Source organism: Enterobacter cloacae complex sp. IR5384, from assembly GCF_049237265.1.
GTDB classification, from domain to species: Bacteria; Pseudomonadota; Gammaproteobacteria; order Enterobacterales; family Enterobacteriaceae; genus Enterobacter; species Enterobacter cloacae.
In genome coordinates this window covers 1-21655 of record NZ_JBMKHJ010000035.1, presented here as the reverse complement: position 1 = coordinate 21655, position 21655 = coordinate 1, and the positions used below count along the sequence as shown (strand labels likewise).

At 53.7% G+C, this 21655-nt stretch carries 20 protein-coding genes, 2 tRNA genes and 2 pseudogenes; 11 read left to right on the top strand and 13 right to left on the bottom strand.

Going from position 1 to position 21655, the window contains the following annotated elements:
• Positions 1-50: 50 nt before the first annotated feature.
• From ACOTX3_RS21375 to rnt, 3 genes are all read left to right on the top strand, one after another.
• Positions 51-1148 (top strand): alkene reductase, encoded by a 1098-nt coding sequence (locus ACOTX3_RS21375; RefSeq protein ID WP_013096922.1) that lies wholly within the window; start codon positions 51-53, stop codon positions 1146-1148.
• Between the two features lie 100 nt (positions 1149-1248).
• A complete protein-coding gene (gloA, locus tag ACOTX3_RS21370; protein WP_013096923.1) occupies positions 1249-1656 on the top strand; it encodes a lactoylglutathione lyase in 408 nt (135 codons plus the stop codon).
• 96 nt (positions 1657-1752) lie between these two features.
• Positions 1753-2403 (top strand): ribonuclease T, encoded by a 651-nt coding sequence (gene rnt, locus ACOTX3_RS21365; RefSeq protein ID WP_013096924.1) that lies wholly within the window; start codon positions 1753-1755, stop codon positions 2401-2403.
• A gap of 43 nt (positions 2404-2446) precedes the next feature.
• Here the strand turns inward: rnt and grxD are convergent, their stop codons facing one another.
• Positions 2447-2794, bottom strand: a complete 348-nt coding sequence (gene grxD, locus ACOTX3_RS21360) for a monothiol glutaredoxin 4 (RefSeq protein ID WP_003832760.1) — start codon at positions 2792-2794, stop codon at positions 2447-2449.
• A 338-nt stretch (positions 2795-3132) separates the two neighbouring features.
• On the opposite strand from grxD, the gene ACOTX3_RS21355 reads away from it, so the two are divergent.
• Both ACOTX3_RS21355 and sodB read left to right on the top strand, forming a co-directional pair.
• Positions 3133-3906, top strand: a complete 774-nt coding sequence (locus ACOTX3_RS21355) for a C40 family peptidase (protein ID WP_029882772.1) — start codon at positions 3133-3135, stop codon at positions 3904-3906.
• A gap of 122 nt (positions 3907-4028) precedes the next feature.
• Entirely contained in the window at positions 4029-4610 is a 582-nt protein-coding gene (gene sodB, locus ACOTX3_RS21350) for a superoxide dismutase [Fe] (RefSeq protein ID WP_127869283.1), read from the top strand.
• Between the two features lie 35 nt (positions 4611-4645).
• On the opposite strand, the gene ACOTX3_RS21345 is transcribed toward sodB, so the two are convergent.
• Both ACOTX3_RS21345 and ACOTX3_RS21340 read right to left on the bottom strand, forming a co-directional pair.
• Positions 4646-5812, bottom strand: a complete 1167-nt coding sequence (locus ACOTX3_RS21345; protein WP_023621710.1) for an MFS transporter — start codon at positions 5810-5812, stop codon at positions 4646-4648.
• 163 nt (positions 5813-5975) lie between these two features.
• On the bottom strand, positions 5976-6065 hold the full coding sequence (locus ACOTX3_RS21340) for a YnhF family membrane protein (protein ID WP_020688313.1): 90 nt from the start codon (positions 6063-6065) through the stop codon (positions 5976-5978).
• Positions 6066-6362: 297 nt separating this feature from the next.
• Between ACOTX3_RS21340 and purR the strand changes: the two genes are divergently transcribed.
• The gene (gene purR, locus ACOTX3_RS21335) at positions 6363-7388 is read left to right on the top strand and encodes an HTH-type transcriptional repressor PurR (protein WP_013096929.1); all 1026 of its coding nucleotides are present in this window, start codon (positions 6363-6365) and stop codon (positions 7386-7388) included.
• Between the two features lie 16 nt (positions 7389-7404).
• On the opposite strand, the gene punR is transcribed toward purR, so the two are convergent.
• Complete coding sequence (gene punR / locus ACOTX3_RS21330) at positions 7405-8316, bottom strand: DNA-binding transcriptional activator PunR (protein WP_013096930.1); 912 nt, start codon at positions 8314-8316, stop codon at positions 7405-7407.
• 115 nt (positions 8317-8431) lie between these two features.
• Here punR and punC point away from each other — a divergent pair, with 115 nt between their 5' ends.
• On the top strand, positions 8432-9631 hold the full coding sequence (punC, locus tag ACOTX3_RS21325; RefSeq protein WP_058679545.1) for a purine nucleoside transporter PunC: 1200 nt from the start codon (positions 8432-8434) through the stop codon (positions 9629-9631).
• 298 nt (positions 9632-9929) lie between these two features.
• Positions 9930-11078: a cyclopropane fatty acyl phospholipid synthase gene (gene cfa / locus ACOTX3_RS21320; RefSeq protein WP_058679546.1), complete on the top strand. Its 1149-nt coding sequence runs from the start codon at positions 9930-9932 to the stop codon at positions 11076-11078.
• A 31-nt stretch (positions 11079-11109) separates the two neighbouring features.
• On the opposite strand, the gene ACOTX3_RS21315 is transcribed toward cfa, so the two are convergent.
• Entirely contained in the window at positions 11110-11751 is a 642-nt protein-coding gene (locus ACOTX3_RS21315) for a riboflavin synthase (RefSeq protein WP_040023023.1), read from the bottom strand.
• A gap of 226 nt (positions 11752-11977) precedes the next feature.
• On the opposite strand from ACOTX3_RS21315, the gene mdtK reads away from it, so the two are divergent.
• From mdtK to ACOTX3_RS21300, 3 genes are all read left to right on the top strand, one after another.
• On the top strand, positions 11978-13351 hold the full coding sequence (gene mdtK, locus ACOTX3_RS21310) for an MdtK family multidrug efflux MATE transporter (protein WP_127869282.1): 1374 nt from the start codon (positions 11978-11980) through the stop codon (positions 13349-13351).
• Between the two features lie 153 nt (positions 13352-13504).
• A tRNA-Val gene (locus ACOTX3_RS21305) sits at positions 13505-13581 on the top strand.
• 4 nt (positions 13582-13585) lie between these two features.
• A tRNA-Val gene (locus tag ACOTX3_RS21300) sits at positions 13586-13662 on the top strand.
• A 303-nt stretch (positions 13663-13965) separates the two neighbouring features.
• Here ACOTX3_RS21300 and ACOTX3_RS21295 read toward each other — a convergent pair.
• From ACOTX3_RS21295 to ACOTX3_RS21260, 8 genes and pseudogenes are all read right to left on the bottom strand, one after another.
• Positions 13966-14445, bottom strand: coding sequence for a hypothetical protein (locus tag ACOTX3_RS21295; protein WP_058679547.1), 480 nt, complete (start codon positions 14443-14445; stop codon positions 13966-13968).
• A gap of 42 nt (positions 14446-14487) precedes the next feature.
• Positions 14488-15129, bottom strand: coding sequence for a hypothetical protein (locus ACOTX3_RS21290; RefSeq protein ID WP_058679548.1), 642 nt, complete (start codon positions 15127-15129; stop codon positions 14488-14490).
• A gap of 61 nt (positions 15130-15190) precedes the next feature.
• Positions 15191-16366, bottom strand: a pseudogene (locus tag ACOTX3_RS21285) (VasL domain-containing protein); the annotation flags it as partial.
• A pseudogene (tssG, locus tag ACOTX3_RS21280) lies at positions 16367-17053 on the bottom strand (type VI secretion system baseplate subunit TssG); the annotation flags it as partial.
• Positions 17054-17160: 107 nt separating this feature from the next.
• Positions 17161-17631, bottom strand: a complete 471-nt coding sequence (locus ACOTX3_RS21275; protein ID WP_058679549.1) for a hypothetical protein — start codon at positions 17629-17631, stop codon at positions 17161-17163.
• Positions 17632-17633: 2 nt separating this feature from the next.
• Positions 17634-18728, bottom strand: a complete 1095-nt coding sequence (locus ACOTX3_RS21270; RefSeq protein ID WP_058679550.1) for a polymorphic toxin type 44 domain-containing protein — start codon at positions 18726-18728, stop codon at positions 17634-17636.
• Positions 18729-18761: 33 nt separating this feature from the next.
• The gene (tssA, locus tag ACOTX3_RS21265) at positions 18762-20399 is read right to left on the bottom strand and encodes a type VI secretion system protein TssA (protein ID WP_105826597.1); all 1638 of its coding nucleotides are present in this window, start codon (positions 20397-20399) and stop codon (positions 18762-18764) included.
• A 464-nt stretch (positions 20400-20863) separates the two neighbouring features.
• Positions 20864-21379 carry a M949_RS01915 family surface polysaccharide biosynthesis protein gene (locus tag ACOTX3_RS21260; RefSeq protein WP_105826567.1) on the bottom strand — a complete coding sequence of 172 codons (516 nt, stop codon included), beginning with the start codon at positions 21377-21379 and terminating at the stop codon, positions 20864-20866.
• Between the last annotated feature and the right edge of the window lie 276 nt (positions 21380-21655).

The following is a 21655-nucleotide window of genomic DNA, read 5'->3' as shown; positions in this document are numbered from 1 at the left end:
GCGTTTTTATTTACTTAATTACTAGTCGACTGGTCTACTCAGGAGTCGTTATGTCAGCTGAAAAACTTTTCACCCCACTGAAAGTGGGCGCCGTCACCGCACCAAACCGCGTGTTTATGGCCCCACTCACCCGTCTGCGCAGCATTGAGCCGGGTGATATCCCAACCCCACTGATGGGTGAATATTATCGTCAGCGCGCCAGCTCTGGCCTCATCATCACTGAAGCCACGCAGATTTCCGCACAGGCGAAGGGATATGCCGGCGCACCAGGCCTGCACAGCCCGGAGCAGATTGCCGCCTGGAAGAAAATCACCGCTGGCGTTCACGCCGAAGAGGGTCGCATTGCGGTTCAGCTGTGGCACACCGGTCGTATCTCTCACAGCAGCATTCAGCCTGGCGGTCAGGCGCCGGTTTCCGCGTCAGCCCTGAATGCGAATACCCGCACTTCCCTGCGCGATGAAAACGGTAACGCGATCCGCGTCGATACCTCAACGCCACGCGCCCTTGAGCTGGATGAGATCCCGGGTATCGTGAACGATTTCCGTCAGGCCGTAGCTAACGCCCGCGAAGCCGGTTTTGATCTGGTTGAACTGCACTCCGCGCACGGTTACCTCCTGCACCAGTTCCTTTCACCGTCGTCCAACCACCGCACCGACCAGTACGGCGGTAACGTCGAAAACCGCGCCCGTCTGGTGCTGGAAGTGGTTGATGCCGTTTGTCAGGAGTGGAGCCCGGACCGTATTGGTATTCGCGTCTCCCCAATCGGTACGTTCCAGAACGTCGACAACGGTCCGAACGAAGAAGCGGACGCGCTGTATCTGATTGAAGAACTGGCGAAACGCGGTATCGCGTATCTGCACATGTCCGAGCCGGACTGGGCCGGTGGTCAGCCTTACTCTGAGGCTTTCCGCCAGAAAGTGCGCGAGCGTTTCCACGGGGTGATCATCGGTGCGGGGGCCTATACGCCTGAGAAAGCCGAAGATCTGATTAATAAAGGGTTGATCGACGCCGTGGCCTTTGGTCGTGATTACATTGCCAACCCGGACCTGGTTGCCCGTCTGCAGCAGAAAGCAGCGCTGAACCCACAGCGCCCGGAAAGCTTCTACGGCGGCGGCGCGGAAGGCTATACCGACTACCCTACGCTGTAATCTCTCCGTTGTGCATTGATAGCGGCGGCCTTTCGCCGCTATACTAAAACATCGTTTCTGTTCAAAAAGATACTCTACTCCATTGGTTAATGAGGAAATTATGCGCCTACTTCACACCATGCTGCGCGTTGGCGATCTGCAACGTTCCATCGATTTCTACACTAACGTACTGGGTATGAAGCTGCTGCGCACCAGCGAAAACCCGGAATACAAATACTCGCTGGCATTCGTGGGTTACGGCCCGGAAACGGATGAAGCGGTTATCGAACTGACCTATAACTGGGGCGTCGACAGCTATGAGCTGGGCACGGCGTATGGCCACATCGCGCTGGAAGTGGACAACGCGGCAGAAGCCTGTGAACGCATTCGCAGCAACGGTGGCAACGTCACGCGTGAAGCGGGCCCGGTAAAAGGCGGCACCACCGTGATTGCGTTTGTTGAAGATCCAGACGGTTATAAAATCGAGCTTATTGAAGCCAAAGACGCCGGTCGCGGTCTGGGCAACTGATCCCTCAGGGCGCACTATGCGCCCGTTGTTTTACTGCATCCCACGCCAAAATTTGCCATAATGCGCTCTGCTTTTTTCCCCTTGTAAGAGACCCTGATGTCCGATAACGCTCAACTTACCGGTCTGTGCGACCGTTTTCGTGGTTTTTATCCTGTTGTCATTGATGTCGAAACAGCCGGATTTAACGCTAAAACCGATGCGCTGCTTGAAATTGCCGCCATCACGCTGAAGATGGATGAAGAGGGCTGGCTTACACCGGACACCACGCTGCATTTCCACGTTGAGCCCTTTGAAGGCGCAAACCTGCAGCCAGAGGCGCTGGCGTTTAATGGCATCGATCCGCATAACCCGCTGCGCGGTGCGGTGAGCGAATATGACGCGCTGCACGCCATTTTCAAAATGGTGCGTAAAGGCATGAAAGAGAGCAACTGCAGCCGCGCCATTATGGTGGCGCATAACGCCACGTTCGATCACAGCTTTACGATGGCCGCCGCCGAGCGAGCCTCTCTTAAGCGTAACCCCTTCCACCCGTTTGTGACCTTTGACACCGCCGCACTGAGTGGCCTGGCACTGGGACAAACGGTCTTGTCAAAAGCCTGTATTACGGCCGGGATTGAGTTTGACGGCACGCAGGCGCACTCCGCGCTGTATGATACGGAGCGCACCGCAGAGCTGTTCTGTGAAATAGTCAACCGCTGGAAGCGTCTGGGCGGCTGGCCGCTGGCGATGGGCGACAGCGAAGAATAAAAAAAGCGACCTTTTAAGGTCGCTTTTTTATTTGCGCAGAAAATTACTCTGCGTCCGGCTCTTCGGTTTTGTACTTCGCCGCCGTCTCTTTGATTAGCTGCTGCAGTTCGCCGCGCTGATACATTTCAATCAGGATATCGCAACCGCCAACCAGTTCACCGTCGACCCACAGCTGCGGGAACGTCGGCCAGTTCGCGTATTTTGGCAGCTCAGCGCGGATGTCCGGGTTTTGCAGGATATCAACGTAAGCAAAACGTTCACCGCAGGCAGACAGCGCCTGAACCGCTTGCGCGGAGAAGCCACAGCTTGGCAGCTTCGGAGAACCTTTCATATACAGCAGAATTGGGTTTTCAGCGATCTGGCGCTGGATTTTTTCAATAGTGGTGCTCATGTCTTGCTTCCTTTAACTTCTGTTACGGCATTAGTCTGACATTGTAGCGGTTCAGACTGGCATCGGAAAATAACATTTTTGTCACGTATAGCTATTTTATCGCGAGTGGCGAAAAGTTGCATTGTAAATGGTGCTTAACCCTGCGGCAGGCAGGGTTTTGCTTAGGGTGTGAACAATTGTGCGACAAATCGATGAATTTTTTTGCACTTGCTAACGAAACAGGTTTTTAGATTGAAAAATGCTATTAACTTCTCGGGTTTTTATGGATTAGAATCGACGGGCTTTGTAAATCACACGCGGGTATTATTGATGACCTGCATTTATCAGGGGACTGCCCAGTGGCGCGGATAAATAAAATCTCGATCACGCTCTGTGCTTTACTGTTTACATCACTCTCTTTCACGCCAGCGGCAAACGCCTCTCAACAGGCGCGGCACTCTGCTGTGCAAAAAACGCATCTGGCAAAAACCACAGAACGTAAAAAAAAGACTACCAGTAAGAACGAAAAGAAAAAAACAACCGCTCAAACGAAAAAGACCGCCTCCAGCAAATCGAAATCAACATCTTCCCGCACTGCCCTCGCATCGAAACGTAAAGCCTCAAAAACTGCTGCCAACCTCGTAACGGAAAAATGCACCACGCGCAAAGGGCATAAAGCCAAATGCACGAAAGTGACAAAAATTGCCGACGCGCATAAGGTTCGGGTACAGAAAGCGCAAAAAACGGCGATGAATAAGCTGATGGGGCAAATTGGCAAACCGTATCGCTGGGGTGGCACCTCTCCCCGCACCGGTTTTGACTGCAGCGGGCTGGTGTATTACGCCTATAAAGATCTGGTGAAATTCCGCATTCCGCGCACCGCCAATGAAATGTACCACCTGCGCGACGCCGCCCCTGTTAACCGTGGCGAGCTGCAAAATGGCGATCTGGTCTTCTTCCGCACCCAGGGTCGCGGTACGGCTGATCACGTCGGCGTGTATGTGGGTAACGGGAAGTTTATTCAGTCCCCACGAAGCGGTCAGGACATTCAGATCACCTCGCTTAGCGAAGACTACTGGGTGCGTCACTACGTCGGCGCACGCCGCGTCATGACGCCGAAAACCATCCGCTAAACCCTGCCCTGCCGTCACCACGGCAGGGTAAGTTCCTCTTTTGCATACCCTTTCAATTTGCTATCCTGTCCTTGTTGTCTGTGTGGTTATTGGCAACGCAAAATACAATAAGGAGAGAAGCAATGTCGTTCGAATTACCTGCACTACCGTATGCAAAAGACGCCCTGGCACCGCACATTTCTGCGGAAACCCTGGAATATCATTACGGCAAACATCACCAGACCTATGTCACCAACCTGAACAACCTGATCAAGGGCACCGATTTTGAAGGCAAAACGCTGGAAGAGATCGTCCGCAGTTCAGACGGTGGCGTATTCAACAACGCTGCTCAGGTGTGGAACCACACCTTCTACTGGCACTGCCTGGCACCAAATGCTGGCGGCGAGCCAACCGGTGAACTGGCTGCTGCGATTAACGCCGCCTTTGGCAGCTTTGCGGAGTTCAAAGCGAAATTTACCGATGCCGCAATCAAAAACTTCGGTTCTGGCTGGACATGGCTGGTAAAAGAGGCCGATGGCAAACTGGCTATCGTCTCCACGTCTAACGCGGGTACACCACTGACCACCAGCGCGACACCGCTGATGACCGTGGATGTCTGGGAACACGCGTACTACATTGATTACCGTAACGCGCGTCCTAACTACCTGGAGCACTTCTGGGCACTGGTTAACTGGGACTTTGTGGCGAAGAAATTCGCCGCGTAAGAGAGATGCAGAAGGGTTTCCCCTTCTGCGTTTTTTTATTCGGCAGCACAGGCCGCTTCAGGCTGTTTACGACCCGACATCATCACTAACAGCAGGCCAAGCGCGGCAATAATGGCCCCCATCACCGGCACAAAGCTGTATCCCAGACCACCCGAAATCACAGCACCGCCCGCTGCGGCACCAAGCGCATTGCCCAGATTGAACGCGCCAATATTCACCGACGATGAGAGGCCCGGCGCCTCATGCGCGACGCGCATAACGCGCATCTGCAGCGGCGGAACCACAGCAAAGGTGGCCGCACCCCAGACGACCATCGCAATGGCCGCGCCAAACTCATTACGCGCCAGCCAGGGAATGGCAATCATGATGACAATCAGCAGGGTCAGAAAACCCTTCAGCGTTCCGCTCACGGAGCGGTCAGCAAATTTCCCGCCCAGATAGTTACCAATCGAGAAGCCCACGCCAATCAGCACCAGCATCGCGGTGATAAAGATCGGCGTCGCGTGAGTGATGTCATGCAGCACCGGCGAAATATAGGTGTAAAGGGTAAACATCGCCCCGGCCCCCAGCACGGTGGTGAGCAGCGCAGAAAGGACCTGCGGGCGCATCAGTACCGACAGCTCTTTACGTACCTCAGGCCGCTCACCAGCACTGCCTTTCGGCAGAGAGAAGAACAAGGCCACCATCGCGACAACGCCCAGTACGGCGGTTGCGAGGAACGACATACGCCAGCCAATGACCTCTCCCAGCCAGGTCGCCGCAGGAACGCCGCCAATGTTGGCGATGGTCAGGCCCATAAACATGGTTGCCACGGCACTCGCCTGCTTGTGTTTGGGCACCACGCTTGCCGCCACCACCGACCCCAACCCAAAGAAAGCGCCGTGGTTAAGGCTTGTCAGGATACGTGACAGCATCAGCGTGGTGTAATCAGGCGAAATGGCGGAGAGCACGTTGCCAAGGGTAAAGATAGCCATCAGGAAAATCAGCGCATTGCGGCGCGCTCGGTGGGAAAGCAACAGCGTCATCAGCGGTGCCCCTACCATCACACCAATGGCATAGGCGCTGATTAACATCCCGGCTGCAGGGATAGAGACGTCCACACCGCGGGCGATAACCGGTAAGAGTCCCATAGGGGAAAATTCAGTGGTGCCAATCCCAAAAGCGCCAATCGCCAGGGCCAGCAGGGGAAAATTGATTTTCATGCGTCAACTCCGGATGCCGTGTCATGTGTTGACACGGAACAAAGAAGCCGAAAGCATGACATCAATCACAAAAAATGAGAAGTTAACAAATTGGCAAAAGATTTTTGCCGGAGATGTAACAATCAGGGCAAGCGGGAGAGAGCGAACGCCCCCTCCGCGTAAATCAGTGCAGTGCAGCCGTCAGACCTGCGGCAACAATCAGCGCCAGCACAATAACGGTGGTGAACAGCGAAAACTTCAGATCGGAACTCATCAATTTTTCTCCTTTTAATCCCCCCACGAAAAGTGAGCTTGCTCATTTTTACACAATTTACGTCAAAAATCTTCCAGGATTTAAACGGATAACCACTTTAGCTCTTCCCCTTTTCATCAAGATAGGACAAAATTCCACGCTAAATTTATTAGCGTACCGGCCATTGACCCCCTCCTGACGTCCCGTGTCGTTTTCCTGGCGTGCCGCAATTCAAGATTGCGTGATAAGGGTGAGAGAAGGCAAACGTTTACCTTCAAGGTTTTCAGGAGTTTAGGATATGGTCTGGAGTGACATTTAATGGCAACAATTAAAGACGTAGCAAAACGTGCAAACGTTTCCACTACAACCGTATCACATGTAATTAACAAAACCCGCTTCGTGGCGGAAGAGACGCGCAACGCCGTCTGGGCGGCAATCAAAGAGCTGCACTACTCGCCGAGTGCCGTTGCGCGTAGCCTTAAAGTTAATCACACCAAATCCATTGGTTTGCTGGCGACCAGCAGTGAAGCGGCCTATTTTGCCGAAATCATCGAAGCGGTTGAGAAAAACTGCTTCCAGAAAGGCTATACCCTTATCCTCGGCAACGCGTGGAACAATATTGAAAAACAGCGCGCCTATCTGTCGATGATGGCGCAAAAACGCGTGGATGGCCTGCTGGTGATGTGTTCCGAATACCCGGAATCTGTCCTTTCTATGCTGGAAGAGTATCGTCATATCCCAATGGTGGTGATGGACTGGGGCGAAGCGCGCGCCGACTTTACCGACTCCGTCATCGATAACGCCTTCGAAGGCGGTTATATGGCGGGCCGCTATCTGATTGAACGCGGTCACCGTGAAATTGGCGTGATCCCGGGGCCGCTCGAGCGCAACACCGGTGCTGGCCGTCTGGCCGGGTTTATGAAGGCGATGGAAGAAGCGCTGATCACCGTGCCGGAAAACTGGATCGTGCAGGGCGACTTTGAACCGGAGTCTGGCTACCGCGCCATGCAGCAGATCGTTTCTCAGCCGCATCGTCCAACGGCGGTGTTCTGCGGCGGGGACATCATGGCGATGGGGGCCCTGTGTGCAGCCGATGAGCTGGGCCTGCGCGTGCCGCAGGATATTTCCGTGATCGGCTATGACAACGTGCGCAACGCGCGCTTCTTCACGCCTGCGCTGACCACCATCCACCAGCCGAAGGACTCCCTCGGTGAAACGGCCTTCAATATGCTGATGGACAGGATCGTCAACAAACGTGAAGAGTCGCAGTCCATTGAAGTTCACCCGCGCCTTATCGAGCGCCGTTCCGTTGCGGATGGTCCATTCCGCGACTACCGTCGTTAATCTCGTGTGGAGCCAGCTAAGCTGGCTCCCGTAGCCATTCCCGGTTAAGCGTTTCGCTGTCTCCCAGATAATCCAGTAGCCATGCCATGGCGGGCGACACATCATTTTGTTGCCACGTCAGGCAGCAGGCCGCATCCGGGAACGGATTCTCCAGCGTCAGCTCGACCCATTCACCGGTATCGATTCTCGGCTTAGCGAAATGGACGGGAACCATCGCGACGCACAGCCCGGCGCTGAGGCAGGTCGCGGAGGATTCCCAGTCCGGCGCTACCACCCGCCGCTGGTTATCAAGAAGCCAGGTAATACGTTTTGGCAACGAGCGCGAGGTATCCTCCAGCACCAGCGACGGCCAGTTGCGCAGCGTGTCGTCACTCAGCGGTCCCTCCAGGGCAGCCAGCGGATGATCGTGTGCCACGACACATTTCCAGCTCAACATGCCCATATCGCGAAACGCATAGCGCCCCCCGACGGGGATCGCCTGGGTTGCGCCAATCGCCATCTCTGCCCTGCCGTCCGCCAGCGCGTCCCAGACCCCGTTGAATACCTCCTGCGAGACACGAAGTTCAACGTCTGAAAAATGGCGATAGAAATCCACGATCATCTGCCGGGTACGCTCCGGCTTAACGATATTGTCCACGGCGATGGAAAGATGTCCGCGCCAGCCGTTGGCGATCTGCTGGCACTGTTCGCGGGTGATCTGCATTTTTTTGATAACAGAACGCCCTTCTTTCAAAAACCACGCGCCAGCAGGCGTTAATTCCACATCGCGATGCCGCCGTTCGAACAGCGGAACCGCCAGCCACTCTTCAAGCTGCCGCACCGTGTAGCTGATAGCCGAAGGGACGCGGTGCAACTCCTGTGCCGCACCGCTAAAGCTGCCGTTACGCGCGACAGCATCCACCACTTCAAGAGAATAATCTGACCACATTTTCTGCCTGCAAAAAATTTGAATGCAACCGCCAAATATTAGCGTTTCACAACCCGCTTTGCACTCCCTACACTCTGCGCCAGTGTCTACCTGCCTCCTCAAGGAGAATAAAACAATGCAACCCAGGAATGGATTTTTAGTCTGGCTCGGCGGTTTGAGCGTGCTGGGCTTTTTGGCCACCGATATGTACCTGCCCGCGTTTGCGGCGATGCAGGAAGATCTGCAAACGCCAGCCGCGGCCATCAGCGCCAGCCTGAGTTTGTTCCTCGCCGGTTTTGCCATCGCACAGCTGCTCTGGGGCCCGCTCTCCGATCGCTTCGGGCGTAAACCGGTGTTGTTGCTGGGCCTGGCCATTTTTGCCGCAGGCTGTCTGGGAATGTTGTGGGTACGCGATGCGACCTGGCTGCTGGTGCTGCGCTTTGTGCAGGCCGTCGGCGTCTGTGCCGCGGCGGTAACCTGGCAGGCTCTCGTGACCGACTACTACCCGGCCAACCGTACCAACCGCATTTTCGCCACCATTATGCCGCTGGTTGGCCTGTCACCCGCCCTCGCTCCCCTGCTGGGCAGCTGGATCCTCGCGCACTTTGACTGGCAGGCCATTTTTGCCACGCTGTTTGCCATCACACTGGTACTGATGCTCCCGGCGTTTGCCCTCAAGCCCGCGCATAAAAAAGAGGCGCATGCTGACGCCAAACCGATCACGTTCCTCTCCCTGCTGAGCGCCAAAGCGTATCGTGGTAACGTCCTGGTCTATGCCGCCTGCTCGGCGAGCTTCTTCGCCTGGCTCACCGGCTCGCCGTTTATTCTGCACGATATGGGGTACAGCCCGGCCGCCATTGGTCTGAGCTATGTCCCACAGACCATCGCCTTCCTGCTGGGCGGATACGGCTGCCGTGCGGCGCTGCAGAAATGGGAAGGCCAGCAGATGCTGCCCTGGCTGCTGGCGCTGTTTGCGTTGAGCGTGGGCGCCACCTGGGCCGTTGGGTTTATTCCAGGCGTCGGTCTGACGGAGATTTTGATTCCGTTCTGCGTGATGGCGGTGGCTAACGGTGCCATTTACCCTATCGTGGTCGCACAGGCGTTACGTCCTTTCCCGCAGGCGACAGGACGCGCCGCGGCGCTGCAAAATACCCTGCAGCTCGGCCTGTGCTTCCTGGCAAGCCTGGTGGTGTCAGCGCTGATTGCCACCCCGCTGTTAACTACCACCAGCGTGATGCTGGTCACCGTTGCGCTGGCAGTAATGGGTTATCGCATGCAATCCGCCGCACAGCGCGAGCTTGAGAACCATGCTCAGGCGGAAACGTCGCACGCGTAATCACTGGGGAAAATATGTAACATTTCAGTGATTAGGTTGCTAAGAATTTTCTATTGAATCACCAAATTTTGAGGCCTATACTAAATTTGGTTCGATTAAATACGATAAATATTAAGTGTTAACGGGAGCCGGAGTGCTCCCGTTTTACCATGGAAGGCATTTCGGCAAGGGTTATCTCCCTTCCTCTGTTCTACGTCGGATACTAGCCTCGCGGTATTTACCGTGAGATTTCTCACAAACCATAAAAAGCGTCTACGCTGTTTGAAGGTTCTGATCACAGTAAGGTGATGGAGAAGCTATGAGTTCATCGTGTATAGAAGAAGTCAGCGTTCCGGACGATAACTGGTCCCGGATCGTCAGTGAACTGTTAGGTCGTGCAGGCATCACTATCAACGGATCTTCACCCTCCGATCCGCAGGTCAAACATCCCGATTTTTTTAAACGCGTACTTCGCGAGGGATCGTTAGGGCTGGGCGAAAGCTATATGGATGGCTGGTGGGATTGCGAGCGGCTGGATATTTTCTTTGCCAGCGTGTTGCGCGCCGGTCTGGAGAACCAGCTCCCCCGCAATATAAAAGATACGTTGCGCGTCGCCTCCGCCCGTTTGTTCAATCTGCAAAGCAAAAAGCGGGCGTGGATCGTGGGCAAAGAGCACTACGACCTCGGTAACGATTTGTTCAGCCGCATGCTGGATCCCTTCATGCAATACTCCTGCGCCTACTGGAAAAAGGCGACAACCCTCGAAGAAGCCCAGCAGGATAAACTGCGTCTGATTTGCGAGAAACTGCAGCTGCAGCCCGGCATGCGTGTGCTGGATATCGGCTGTGGCTGGGGCGGTCTGGCGTATTTTATGGCGAAGCACTACGGCGTCAGCGTGGTCGGCGTAACCATTTCAGCCGAACAGCAAAAAATGGCCCGGGAGCGCTGCCAGGGTCTCGACGTTGATATCCGTCTGCAGGATTACCGCGACCTCAACGAGCAGTTTGATCGCATTGTTTCCGTGGGCATGTTTGAGCACGTGGGGCCGAAAAATTACGACACCTATTTTGAGGTGGTGGATCGTAATTTAAAACCCGACGGCATTTTCCTGCTGCACACCATAGGCTCTAAGCGCACGGACAATAACGTTGACCCGTGGATCAATAAATACATCTTTCCGAATGGCTGTTTGCCTTCCGTTCGCCAGATTGCCAACGCCAGCGAAAGCCACTTCATCATGGAAGACTGGCATAACTTTGGCGCGGATTACGACACCACGCTTATGGCGTGGCATGAACGTTTCCAGCAAGCGTGGCCTGAGATTGCAGACAACTATTCTGAACGATTTAAACGGATGTTCAGCTATTATCTGAATGCCTGCGCAGGTGCGTTCCGCGCGCGTGATATTCAGCTCTGGCAGGTGGTCTTTAGTCGCGGGATTGAACACGGCTTACGTGTGCCGCGCTAAAAAATAACCCCGGATATCCGGGGTTATTTTTTTATTCTTCTTCGGTGGCCTTTATTATGGCCGCCTCTTTCGCCGCCAGCACACGCTCGACGGTATCCACGACCGCCTGGGTTTGCGGATCGATTTCGATATTCACACGCTGCCCCAGTTTTTTCGCCCCCAGCGTCGTACGCTGTAGCGTTTCCGGAATTAAATGCACGCAAAAACGCGTCGGCGTCACTTCTCCGACCGTCAGGCTAATCCCATCAATACCAATAAATCCTTTATACAGGATGTATTTCATTAATGACGGATCCTGCACTTTAAACCAGATTTGACGGTTATTTTCAGAGGTGACAATTTTCGCCACTTCGGCGGTGGTCATGATATGGCCCGACATCAGGTGGCCGCCAATTTCATCGCTGAACTTCGCCGCACGCTCTACGTTTACGGTATCGCCCACCACCAGTTCGCCCAGGTTGGTGATACGCAGCGTTTCTTTCATTAAATCAAAGCTAATCTGGTTGCCATGAATTTCGGTCACCGTCAGGCAGCAGCCGTTATGCGCAACCGAGGCACCGGTTTCGATGCCATCCAGCATATATTCTGGCAGCTCAACGACGTGGGTACGGAAATTAGGTTTTTCATCAATGGACACCACTTTAGCGGTGCCCTGCACAATACCAGTAAACATGCTTACAACTCCTGTATTTTCCGGACGGTGGTGACACCGTTTAATCCCACCACAATAACAGTTGGAAATACAGGTTGCCAGAGCAGCGCATTTTCTGGCGATTTTTTCACTAGATTAATAGCTAAAGCCCGCTACAATAGCTGGCACCCCCTCTGCTTTTTCTTCTTGCTGCCAGTTACGGCGGCTTTTTTAGTCTCTCATATAACTACAAAATAAAGGTGTTCACGTGCAGAAGTACATGAATGAAGCGCGGCAGTTATTGGCACTGGCTATCCCGGTGATCATCGCGCAGGTGGCCCAGACCGCAATGGGATTTGTGGATACGGTGATGGCCGGTGGCTACAGCGCCACCGATATGGCCGCCGTGGCAATCGGAACCTCTATCTGGCTTCCGGCCATTCTCTTCGGTCACGGCCTGCTGCTGGCACTCACGCCGGTTATCGCCCAGCTGAATGGTTCCGGCCGACGTGAACGTATCGCCCATCAGGTGCGCCAGGGCTTTTGGCTGGCTGGATTTGTCTCCGTACTGATTATGATTGTGCTCTGGAACGCCGGGCATATCATTCGCGCCATGCATAATATCGACCCGGCTCTGGCAGACAAGGCCGTGGGGTATCTGCGCGCCCTGCTCTGGGGTGTACCGGGTTATCTCTTCTTCCAGGTGGCGCGTAACCAGTGCGAAGGCCTGGCAAAAACCAAGCCGGGGATGGTCATGGGCTTTATCGGTTTACTGGTCAACATTCCGGTGAACTATATCTTTATTTACGGCCATTTTGGTATGCCGGAGCTTGGCGGCGTAGGCTGTGGCGTGGCAACAGCGGCGGTGTACTGGGTGATGTTCTTTAGCATACTTACCTTTGTTAAACACGCCCGCTCCCTGCGTGATATCCGTAATGAGCGTTCATTCAGCACGCCGGACTGGCACATTATGATGCGTCTGGTACAGCTGGGGCTGCCCATTGCGCTGGCACTGTTCTTTGAAGTGACTCTGTTTGCCGTGGTCGCCCTGCTGGTCTCGCCGTTGGGCATTGTGAACGTGGCCGGACACCAGATTGCGCTGAACTTCAGCTCGCTGATGTTCGTCCTGCCGATGTCGCTGGCGGCCGCGGTCACCATCCGCGTCGGCTTCCGTCTGGGGCAAGGTTCAACTCTTGATGCACAAACGGCTGCGCGCACCGGGCTGGGCGTGGGTGTCTGTATGGCGGTCTGCACCGCGCTTTTCACCGTCGCACTGCGGGAGCAAATTGCCCTGCTCTATAATGACAACCCGGAAGTGGTGATGCTGGCATCTCATCTGATGCTGCTGGCAGCGGTATACCAGATCTCTGACTCCATCCAGGTGATCGGCAGCGGCGTACTGCGTGGTTATAAAGATACCCGCTCCATCTTCTTTATTACCTTCATCGCCTACTGGGTGTTGGGTCTGCCGAGCGGTTACATTCTCGCGCTCACCGATCTGGTGGTGGATCGCATGGGGCCCGCCGGGTTCTGGAACGGCTTTATCATCGGTCTGACCTCTGCGGCTATCATGATGATGCTGCGTATGCGCTTCCTGCAGCGTCAGCCATCCACGGTAATTTTGCAACGCGCCGCACGTTAAATACACAGTAGCCGCCTGCTGGCGGCTACTTTCTCTTCACTTTGCGCGGTAATGAAGCAATCGCGTGAAATCAGAGAGAAAAATGCATTTTGCCTCTTGCCACTGCGGTGCTGTGCCGCTAATATTCGTCCCCGTTGTCACCGACAACACGTTGCGTTCATAGCTCAGTTGGTTAGAGCACCACCTTGACATGGTGGGGGTCGTTGGTTCGAGTCCAATTGAACGCACCATTCTGCGTCTGTAGCTCAGTTGGTTAGAGCACCACCTTGACATGGTGGGGGTCGTTGGTTCGAGTCCAATCAGACGCACCATTTCGTTACCCCCTCCCGAACTTTCTTGCTAAGTACATTTTTGGCCTTCCTTCTCCCTCCCGTTTTTTTTCACGTTTCTGCTGACTCTACCACTCGTGGACGCAAAATTTTTCAGTCGCAGGGACTGCATCGTTGCCAAGAGAAAGGGGCAAATGTCTGGACATGCGAGGTGAAAGCGCCATGAAAATAGGCCCCTTGAAAGAATTTGTGGCCATGGAGCCACAAAGGATCTTTGGCGACAATATCACTGTGAACAGTCCGTGACTGAAACTTGCCACGGAGGTTCGATAGTACCCGGAAGGTTCAGGCCAGGCAGTCAACTGCCCGGAAAAAATGCTCTTCCGTCATGAAAGTATTCTCCTTTACCCCCTGGTGCTCACGCCGGATAAACCAGCCCTCTTCCGGCGCTATACTGAGGTAAAACACCTGGCTGATGCCTGGCGCATCAACCCGCATTGTCACACAGCCCCTCTCCGCACCACGACAGAGTTGCTCCGGAATAATACTGACGCTGCGGTCTCCGTTCACCAGGCGAAGGGTGGCGATGTCGTACCGGCATATGCCACTGCTGAGGCTGAATCCAATGGTGCTCAGGTCGTGGATGTGTTTTGTCGCGGTGATGACTTCAATCCCGCTGCCCTCAAACCACCCGCAAATCTGCTGCGTCAGTGCATCCATCCGCTGGCGGAATGCCCGGATTTCCGCTTCCGCTGATGTGGGACCGGGCGGGGTACTGTCGTTATTCTGCTGCACTTTTCTGAAAAATCGTTCTCTGGCTGACACGCTGTCGTCCCTGTTTACTGTTCACATTCTGTTAAAGCAGATTCAGCGCGCCATGCGCTGACCTGCCATTTTCTTTTTTCTTCTCAGCCGCTCACGCGCCTTCTTTACTGACAATCGGCTCCGGTGCGGGAACAGTTTCAGCAGGTCCGGCAACAGCAGATGGTCATTTCTGGCAAGGAGCATCCGCTCTTTTTCACTCCATATCCGCTGTCCGGCGCTTTCGCCCCCCTGATACCGGATGCCCATATCACAGGCCTTTAATTTCACCGCATCTGCCGTGCGCCCCGACAGGCGGTCTGCCACCGCAACCCCTTCCTCCGGATACCAGGTCGCCAGAATCTGCTCCTCTTCCCGGATCCAGGTCCGGGCACTCACCACGCCCAGCCTGTTCGCCATCCACTGAATCGTCCCCCGATTGCGGCCCGGCAGCAGCGTCATGACATGCGCATACCCCTTCGCATAATGCACACGGACAATCTCTTTTTCTTCATCGCTCCAGGTTTCGATGGGTTTATTACCGGACGAACACCCCATCGAACGCGCCGCCGCCCTGACGGAGGCGGGCGAGCGCCCGAGCCGTTCTGCTATCACCACGGTCGCCATGCTGCCGTAGTGTTTTTCCACAAAGTCCAGTTCACGCAGGGTCCAGGGTGTCCGGTGGTTGCGGTAGCGGGAATGATTCATCGGGAGCAGTTCCGTGGGGTTGTTTTAACTCAGGGTATAATGGCCCGACAGTAAACCCGGCCTATTCCGCCGTTTTTTGTTTCAGTAGGGCATAACGGGCAATCAGTTGCTGCAGATGCTGTTCTGTCTGGCTCTGCTGTGCGGCAGGCCAGGGCTGATTTTGAGGCCATTCTGCCAGCTGCCGCAGCCGTTCCTCTACCGGCACGGCACTGTTAAATGACTGCGTCATGGCGAAGACCGCTGATTTCAGCTCGCTGACCGTCATGTATTTCCCCTTCTGCTCATCCAGCGCGTTCAGCCGGTTTGCCAGCTGCTGTAACTGCGTCATCCCCTGATGCCAGCCGTCAAGTGACTCAGACGGTAATGCAGCGGCCTCCAGCCACTGCTGCCACTGCTGCGCCAGCGGTTTCGCCTGCTCCGGCCAGAGGGTCAGCGCCTGCCGCACCAGGCTGTCGCCATAGCGGATGGCCCAGTCCGGTTTTAACTGCGCAAACTGCGTGAGCTGCTGCTGCGTCTGTTTTATCCCCACCTCCGGCGGTGGCGCCTTTTGTCGCAGCCGGGCCAGTTGTTCACCGGAAAGCGCGACGGGCAACGGGGTAAGCGAGGCGGTAAACTGCACCTGTTGCGGATCCGGCTGATGTGTTGCCTGCCATCCCCATACGGATGCCCCCACGAGCACCAGCATGGACAGCATTCCGGCGGCAAATGGCTTCCAGGGCTTCACCGGAGGTGGCGCGGTCAACACCTGCCTGTCTGGATGCGCGACATACACCCGCCTGACGTGTTCTGCCGGGGTCGTAAAGCTGGCCGGGAGAACAGCACCGCCCGCCTCCTGCCCGCCGTCGCTGTTTTCCAGCCGTACCGCCGCGTTATGGACCTGGGTACGCAGGGAATCGAGCTGGCTGGCATGCCTCAGTTCAAGACGCTGCAATACGTCGCCCAGTGCGTTCAGGTGCTCTTCTGTCTGGTACAACTGGCTGAGGTCGGTACAGGTCAGCGTGAAGGTGCGCATCGTCTGTTGTAATCGTCTGCTGAGCGCGCTGAGAATTTCCATACGCGCATGTACAGGCTGCGGCCAGATATTGCCCCACTGGCGGGACAGGAGTGCGTCCAGTATTGCCAGTCCTTCGTTCATGCCGTACAGACCGGCCAGATGCGTTCGGACGAGCGTATACCAGGCCGCGGTCTGCAGTTCCACCCCGTTGTGCTCAAACAGCGACAGACAGAGCTTTTCCGCCCCCAGTACGCCATTCATGCCGAGCCAGAAAGATCCTTCACCGAGCGGTGGCACGGCCAGCAGGCGGGTCAGGGTTGTCAGGGTGATTTTTGCCTTAAAACGCCAGCCAAGGTAGACACGCAGCATCACCAGGAAGTCCTGATACAGCAGACCGTCCGGTTTCCATCCCTGTGATTCCTGTTCGTTATCGGTGGACAGTGCGATCAGCAGCTGGCTGCTGGCATCCATCGCTTCATCTCCAAGTGGCGTGTTGCCATCCAGTAGAAAATCGTCATCACCGTAAAAACCCAGTGGCTGACTGACCTCCACCGGACGCAGGCAGTACGGGCTGACCGTCACGGTGGTATCCGGTGCCAGCAGGCTCACCAGGGCCTGTATCCCCTCCTGGGTTTTCCCCGGTTGCTGAAGTACACCCAGCAGAGCCAGAAAACGGGATACCGGTGTGGCAATGTGGTTCGCGGTGCCGGGAATACCCAGCCCCACCAGGCCCAGCAGCGACTGCGAAATGCTGTCGGTCCCGCCGGGCTCAAAGGTGGCCGGGTAAGAGTACTTACGCCAGATGCGGTAAAACTGCGTCAGGATGCGGTGGCTGAAGATATCCAGAAACCCCTGCAGCGCGTCATATCCTTCACGGCGCTGAGTGATGTCATCAAGATACGCTGTCGGCAAGGGTGAATCGACACCGTACTAACGCAGGGTTAAATCGTCCATATATTTATATTAATTTCTTATCATTTATTAAACACTGGAAATTTTAACTTTAAACAGACATTTCCAAGAAAAAAGGGCATGTATCAATATTTGTACTTGAATGCCTTTATTTTTTTAAAGCACAAATCACCAGGATCATTCTCCAGAATCTCATTATTAAACCCATCGTTTACTTTGATCGACACAGAACACGCACCTGCTGTTGAGGAAAGAATGAAATTCTGCCCCCCACCACCAGTTGAATTATATTCATATTGACCACCGATTCTCCAACCAATATCGATTGCTGCGCCTCTTCTAATCAGAGATATAAATGAAGCAGTAAATTCACTTATCTCACCTGGAGCTATGATTTTAGGTTTTGACCTTACAATTCGCTCAACTTCTTCAGGTTCGGGTTCGACGTCATAGATACTCTCACCAGCATATATGAAAAGAGGTTTGTTAGTATTATTTGTAATCGTAACGAAAGGTCGTATCGGGAAGATGTGAACAATAAGCACCAACAACCCCGAAAAGAATACAATGTAACCCAGAAGTTTTTTCTTTTTCATAATCATTCCTCAATATTATCTGGATTATCTGTATTCCAGCACCAGTGTTTTCCCTTTGAGTGAGGTAGTAGCACATCAGGTGTTAGATCGAGCGCATCAAGTATATTAATCACAGTCAAACTGCCTGCATATTTCCCGTGTTGATGGAACAGAGCAAAACCGATTTTCATGCTCGTAACGTCGTCCACCGTATCGTCACCAATCGCTCCAGGCGTCATATTTTGTTCCCAGGTAGAACCTTTTAAGAGCAATGATTCTGAAAAGCCGACACTAAGGCCAACATAGCCATAATGTATGTTTGACCAAACATCATAAAAATAATCATGCTGTTTGTACTTGTGGTAATAAGACCTTAACGGTTTCCCTTGTCTGGGTAATGGTCGCGCAACTGCAACCGACGAAAATCTGTCGCGAATTTTCGGTTTGTGATCCCAGGTAGAACCCGTTTTTACGGTCTGATACCAGACAGCCATTGCAGCAGGTAAATCAGGTTTTGGATATTGAGCCAGCTTTGCGTAGAAAGGGAGCTTATTCCACTCGTCACGCCTTTGGTTTAACGTATCCTCGTCGATTAAATATCTTATTGTGTCTGCAGTCTGGCTTCTGACATTCGTCTTAATTTCTTTGAGTATATAGTCAGCAACCTTTATCGCACCATCAGTATGCTGACAGGGCGGTTTATTCTTAAGATCCGACGACTGCCCGGTTGTCGTTACTGGTGGAGCAGTTGCCGGTGAAGTTGCAAGCGAAGATGCTGATGAAGTTGCTGTAGCTGTAGCTGCCGTTGTCTCTCCTGCAGAATTAGCGCTCCCTCCACTCTTCTCATACGTATCATCCATCATCGACGGAATAAACTTCGCCTTACACGGACAGGTGCTGTAGCTGTCGAGTGTTCCGGCCATTCGCCTGCCGTGAATGGTATCGTTATCAATGCCACCGGCTACCTTGTAAAGCCCTACAAATTTACCACAGGTCACGCCGTCCTGCTCCCTGGCAACAGGTTTACTAAACAGTGTGTGATCTTCTGCGCCCGTGATAATTCTTCCGCCGCAGGTCGTTTTGTCACCTTGCACCAGATAAAAACCTTTTGCTGGCATATGTTTTTCCTTATTTGCTGAATTCAGTCCTGGTTACCCGCAAAGCACCGCACTGCCTGCCGGGTCAAGCGCAATCAGACCGGCCAGAAGCTGGTCCATCTCCGGCTGAAGCCGTGACTTATCGGCTTCACTGCGTGTGGCTTTTATGCGCAGCAGTCGGAGGCGGCGCGACTTCACTTCAAACAACAGCGCCGGCGTCCACTGCGCGAGGGTAATGGACTGTGCGGCATTGTCGAGCTCATCCAGTAAATGCAGGGCCAGTTCATTTTTACCTTTCTGCTCGGCCACACGGGCCATCAGCAGACGCAGTAACCATCTGTCTTTTGTGGTGTCGGTGCCTGGGCGCGTCTGCAGCCAGTGGAGTGTGGCATCCAGTCCTTCGCTGTCTGCTTTCTCCAGTGCTTCAGGTTCAAGCGCCAGAATATCGTTATCACCAGTACTGATAGCGCTGACAGGTTCATCCCGCCAGCCGGACATATCGTCCAGCACGCTCTGGTTTATCCAGTTCAACGTGACCTCATCGGCAAACGGTGTCCCGTCGTTAAAGGCCAGGGTTTCAAGCCCGGTAAGACGGCGCAGCAGCCCTTTCAGGTCGGCTGTGATGATGTCGGCCAGCACATCCTGCCCCGACTTCATCAGGGCCTGATGGGTATACCACTGCAAATCCAGCCAGAGATGATTGGCACCGCGCGAGAAGGTATTGTCCGCCTGCTCCAGTATTTCCAGCCAGCTCTGTTGCAGATAGAGTCGCTTGAGCATCGCCCGCTGGTCAGCTCGCGGCGGCTCGATGCGCGTTTTCCCGTCAGCATCCGGTGCCGGAATAGCACTCAGCGTGTCATGACGCAGGCTTTTCATCATCCGGTGCGCCGCAAGCCAGCCACCGGGTTGCTCACGCAGGTACCCCGTCAGGGTGCGAGCCTGAGCCAGTAAGTCCTGACCCGAGGTGATGCGGCTCAGCACTGGCGCGTCCTGTTCTGTTGTGTGAGATGGCTGCTGACTACGTGTCTGATTGCATGCGTTCTGCGGTACAACGGCATCCACGCCCCCGCCTTTCATCAGACGGGACTCAAGAGCGCTGTACAGGGCATTCAGCTCCGCCCGTGATGCTTCAGGCTCTGTCTCCAGGCTGTCAGCAATGAGCAGTAGCGCCCCGGAGGTACTCTGTGCATCCTCGCGTACGACCTCCGGGTACAGTGACAAACTGTCCAGTACACGGGAACCGCCGAGCCATTCCAGCGCGGCCTTGCGGCTGCGGTCCCGCCGGGGGTGAAGCTGGATGCCGTAGCGCTGCAATAATCCCGCCACCAGTTCAAGTCCTTCGGCGAAGCCGGCTTCGCCATCCTGGTGCAGGCGCGCCCAGCAGTAATAAGTCGCAACCCGGATATCTTTTGCCGTGGTGGTCATCAGTTTTTCGGCAAGCGTGCAAATCAGCCCGGTATCGATGCCGGAAAGCTTATTGACCTCCTCGCGAATGCGCTGGAAATCATCGTCATATCCCGGGTCTTCTCCCGCCGGACAGGTCACGCTGACCGGAGCAAGCCAGCGCAGCCAGCGTTCCGTACGAGTCTGCGCCTGCTGTCGCAACAGGGTTTCATCCGCCTGACAGGCGGCCACCAGATTCTGCAAAACGCAGAGGCCACTCCCTTCACCATATTCAACAGGATGGGTAATATTATTCTTTTGCCAGGCCTCGTCCCAGTAATGGCGAATACTCTCATGGGGCAGAGATGTTGTTATATCAAAAACAACAATCAGTGGGACTTTGTCAGGGATTTGTGCAAACGGAATGTCAGCAATCAACTGGGAAAAAATATTAGTTATCACGAATTTTGACGAGTCCTGCGGGCTAGAAGAAATTTGGCTCATTCTGGTACTTTCATTACCATCCCGGTCGACCTGTGAAACAATAATGCTATCGTTTTTTTGCATGGCAATAGCTATATCTTTCTGTGCAACAGACGAGTGGCCGGTAATAAAAGTTGCATTCAGCACCTGCAGCGCACGTCGAGCCTTACGGGTTTCTCGAAGAATCCACTGTTCTCGCTGTTTGTCAAAAGCATTTGCTTTGCTATCCCGCAATGCCCAAAGAAGAAAACAACAAGCAAACAGAATACTCCACAAAGAAATAGGTAAACCTAAAGCCAATTTCCAAAAGTACAGATTTCCGACAATTTTTTTAACATGTAATTTAACAGAGGTTTATCGTTTTTTAGATTATGATCTGGAATTGGAGGGTTTTCACCACCATAACCCTCGTTTGCAACAATGATGTGCTCTTCCCCTCTTAAAGTATGCTTCACTCCATTTTTATACGCAAAGTATTTTACAGTTACTGGATCTATCCCACCAATACATCCAATTTTATAAGCAAATAAAACTGTCCCTTCACCATCGGTGAAACCAGTGTTTACTTCAATTGATTCTTTTATCACATTCAGATTAATGTCTACATCACAGTCATTAACATAATCATTTAGTACCCAATCAACCTTTCTCTTCGTCACCTGTTTTACAGATAGATGCTCTCTCGTGTTATTTTTATTGATTTCCTTTTCTATCACCAGAAAATGTTCGCCAGAATTGTCGTTCCACTTTGCATTGGAAATAAGATCCTTAGCAAAAGTAGAGTTCATTGGATAAATAAGTAACATACAACTTATCCTAATAATCAGGAAAGGTGTTAAATAATAATTTATCAACAATACATCTCCCTTTATAACGAGATGTTTACTTCAATACTCACAAGCTATTTTCCCAGCATGAATTTATTTGCAGCTTTGCAAGCTAAAGTTCCGTCAGGAAGAGTATCAAATAAAGAGGTTGACCTGCCCCCACGATTAGATACAACACTCAGTTAGTAACGTCGGAATCTTCATTCTCAGAATGACCCTTTCTCCAGCCCGCTGCAAATTCAGACGGTGTCTGAT

Excerpts from the sequence above, each read along its gene's own strand:
- ACOTX3_RS21375 (WP_013096922.1), top strand. The coding sequence starts at position 51 with ATGTCAGCTGAAAAACTTTTCACCCCACTGAAAGTGGGCGCCGTCACC.
- gloA (WP_013096923.1), top strand. The coding sequence starts at position 1,249 with ATGCGCCTACTTCACACCATGCTGCGCGTTGGCGATCTGCAACGTTCC.
- rnt (WP_013096924.1), top strand. The coding sequence starts at position 1,753 with ATGTCCGATAACGCTCAACTTACCGGTCTGTGCGACCGTTTTCGTGGT.
- grxD (WP_003832760.1), bottom strand. The coding sequence starts at position 2,794 with ATGAGCACCACTATTGAAAAAATCCAGCGCCAGATCGCTGAAAACCCA.
- sodB (WP_127869283.1), top strand. The coding sequence starts at position 4,029 with ATGTCGTTCGAATTACCTGCACTACCGTATGCAAAAGACGCCCTGGCA.
- ACOTX3_RS21345 (WP_023621710.1), bottom strand. The coding sequence starts at position 5,812 with ATGAAAATCAATTTTCCCCTGCTGGCCCTGGCGATTGGCGCTTTTGGG.
- ACOTX3_RS21340 (WP_020688313.1), bottom strand. The coding sequence starts at position 6,065 with ATGAGTTCCGATCTGAAGTTTTCGCTGTTCACCACCGTTATTGTGCTG.
- purR (WP_013096929.1), top strand. The coding sequence starts at position 6,363 with ATGGCAACAATTAAAGACGTAGCAAAACGTGCAAACGTTTCCACTACA.
- punR (WP_013096930.1), bottom strand. The coding sequence starts at position 8,316 with ATGTGGTCAGATTATTCTCTTGAAGTGGTGGATGCTGTCGCGCGTAAC.
- punC (WP_058679545.1), top strand. The coding sequence starts at position 8,432 with ATGCAACCCAGGAATGGATTTTTAGTCTGGCTCGGCGGTTTGAGCGTG.
- cfa (WP_058679546.1), top strand. The coding sequence starts at position 9,930 with ATGAGTTCATCGTGTATAGAAGAAGTCAGCGTTCCGGACGATAACTGG.
- ACOTX3_RS21315 (WP_040023023.1), bottom strand. The coding sequence starts at position 11,751 with ATGTTTACTGGTATTGTGCAGGGCACCGCTAAAGTGGTGTCCATTGAT.
- ACOTX3_RS21290 (WP_058679548.1), bottom strand. The coding sequence starts at position 15,129 with ATGAATCATTCCCGCTACCGCAACCACCGGACACCCTGGACCCTGCGT.
- ACOTX3_RS21275 (WP_058679549.1), bottom strand. The coding sequence starts at position 17,631 with ATGAAAAAGAAAAAACTTCTGGGTTACATTGTATTCTTTTCGGGGTTG.
- ACOTX3_RS21270 (WP_058679550.1), bottom strand. The coding sequence starts at position 18,728 with ATGCCAGCAAAAGGTTTTTATCTGGTGCAAGGTGACAAAACGACCTGC.
- ACOTX3_RS21260 (WP_105826567.1), bottom strand. The coding sequence starts at position 21,379 with ATGTTACTTATTTATCCAATGAACTCTACTTTTGCTAAGGATCTTATT.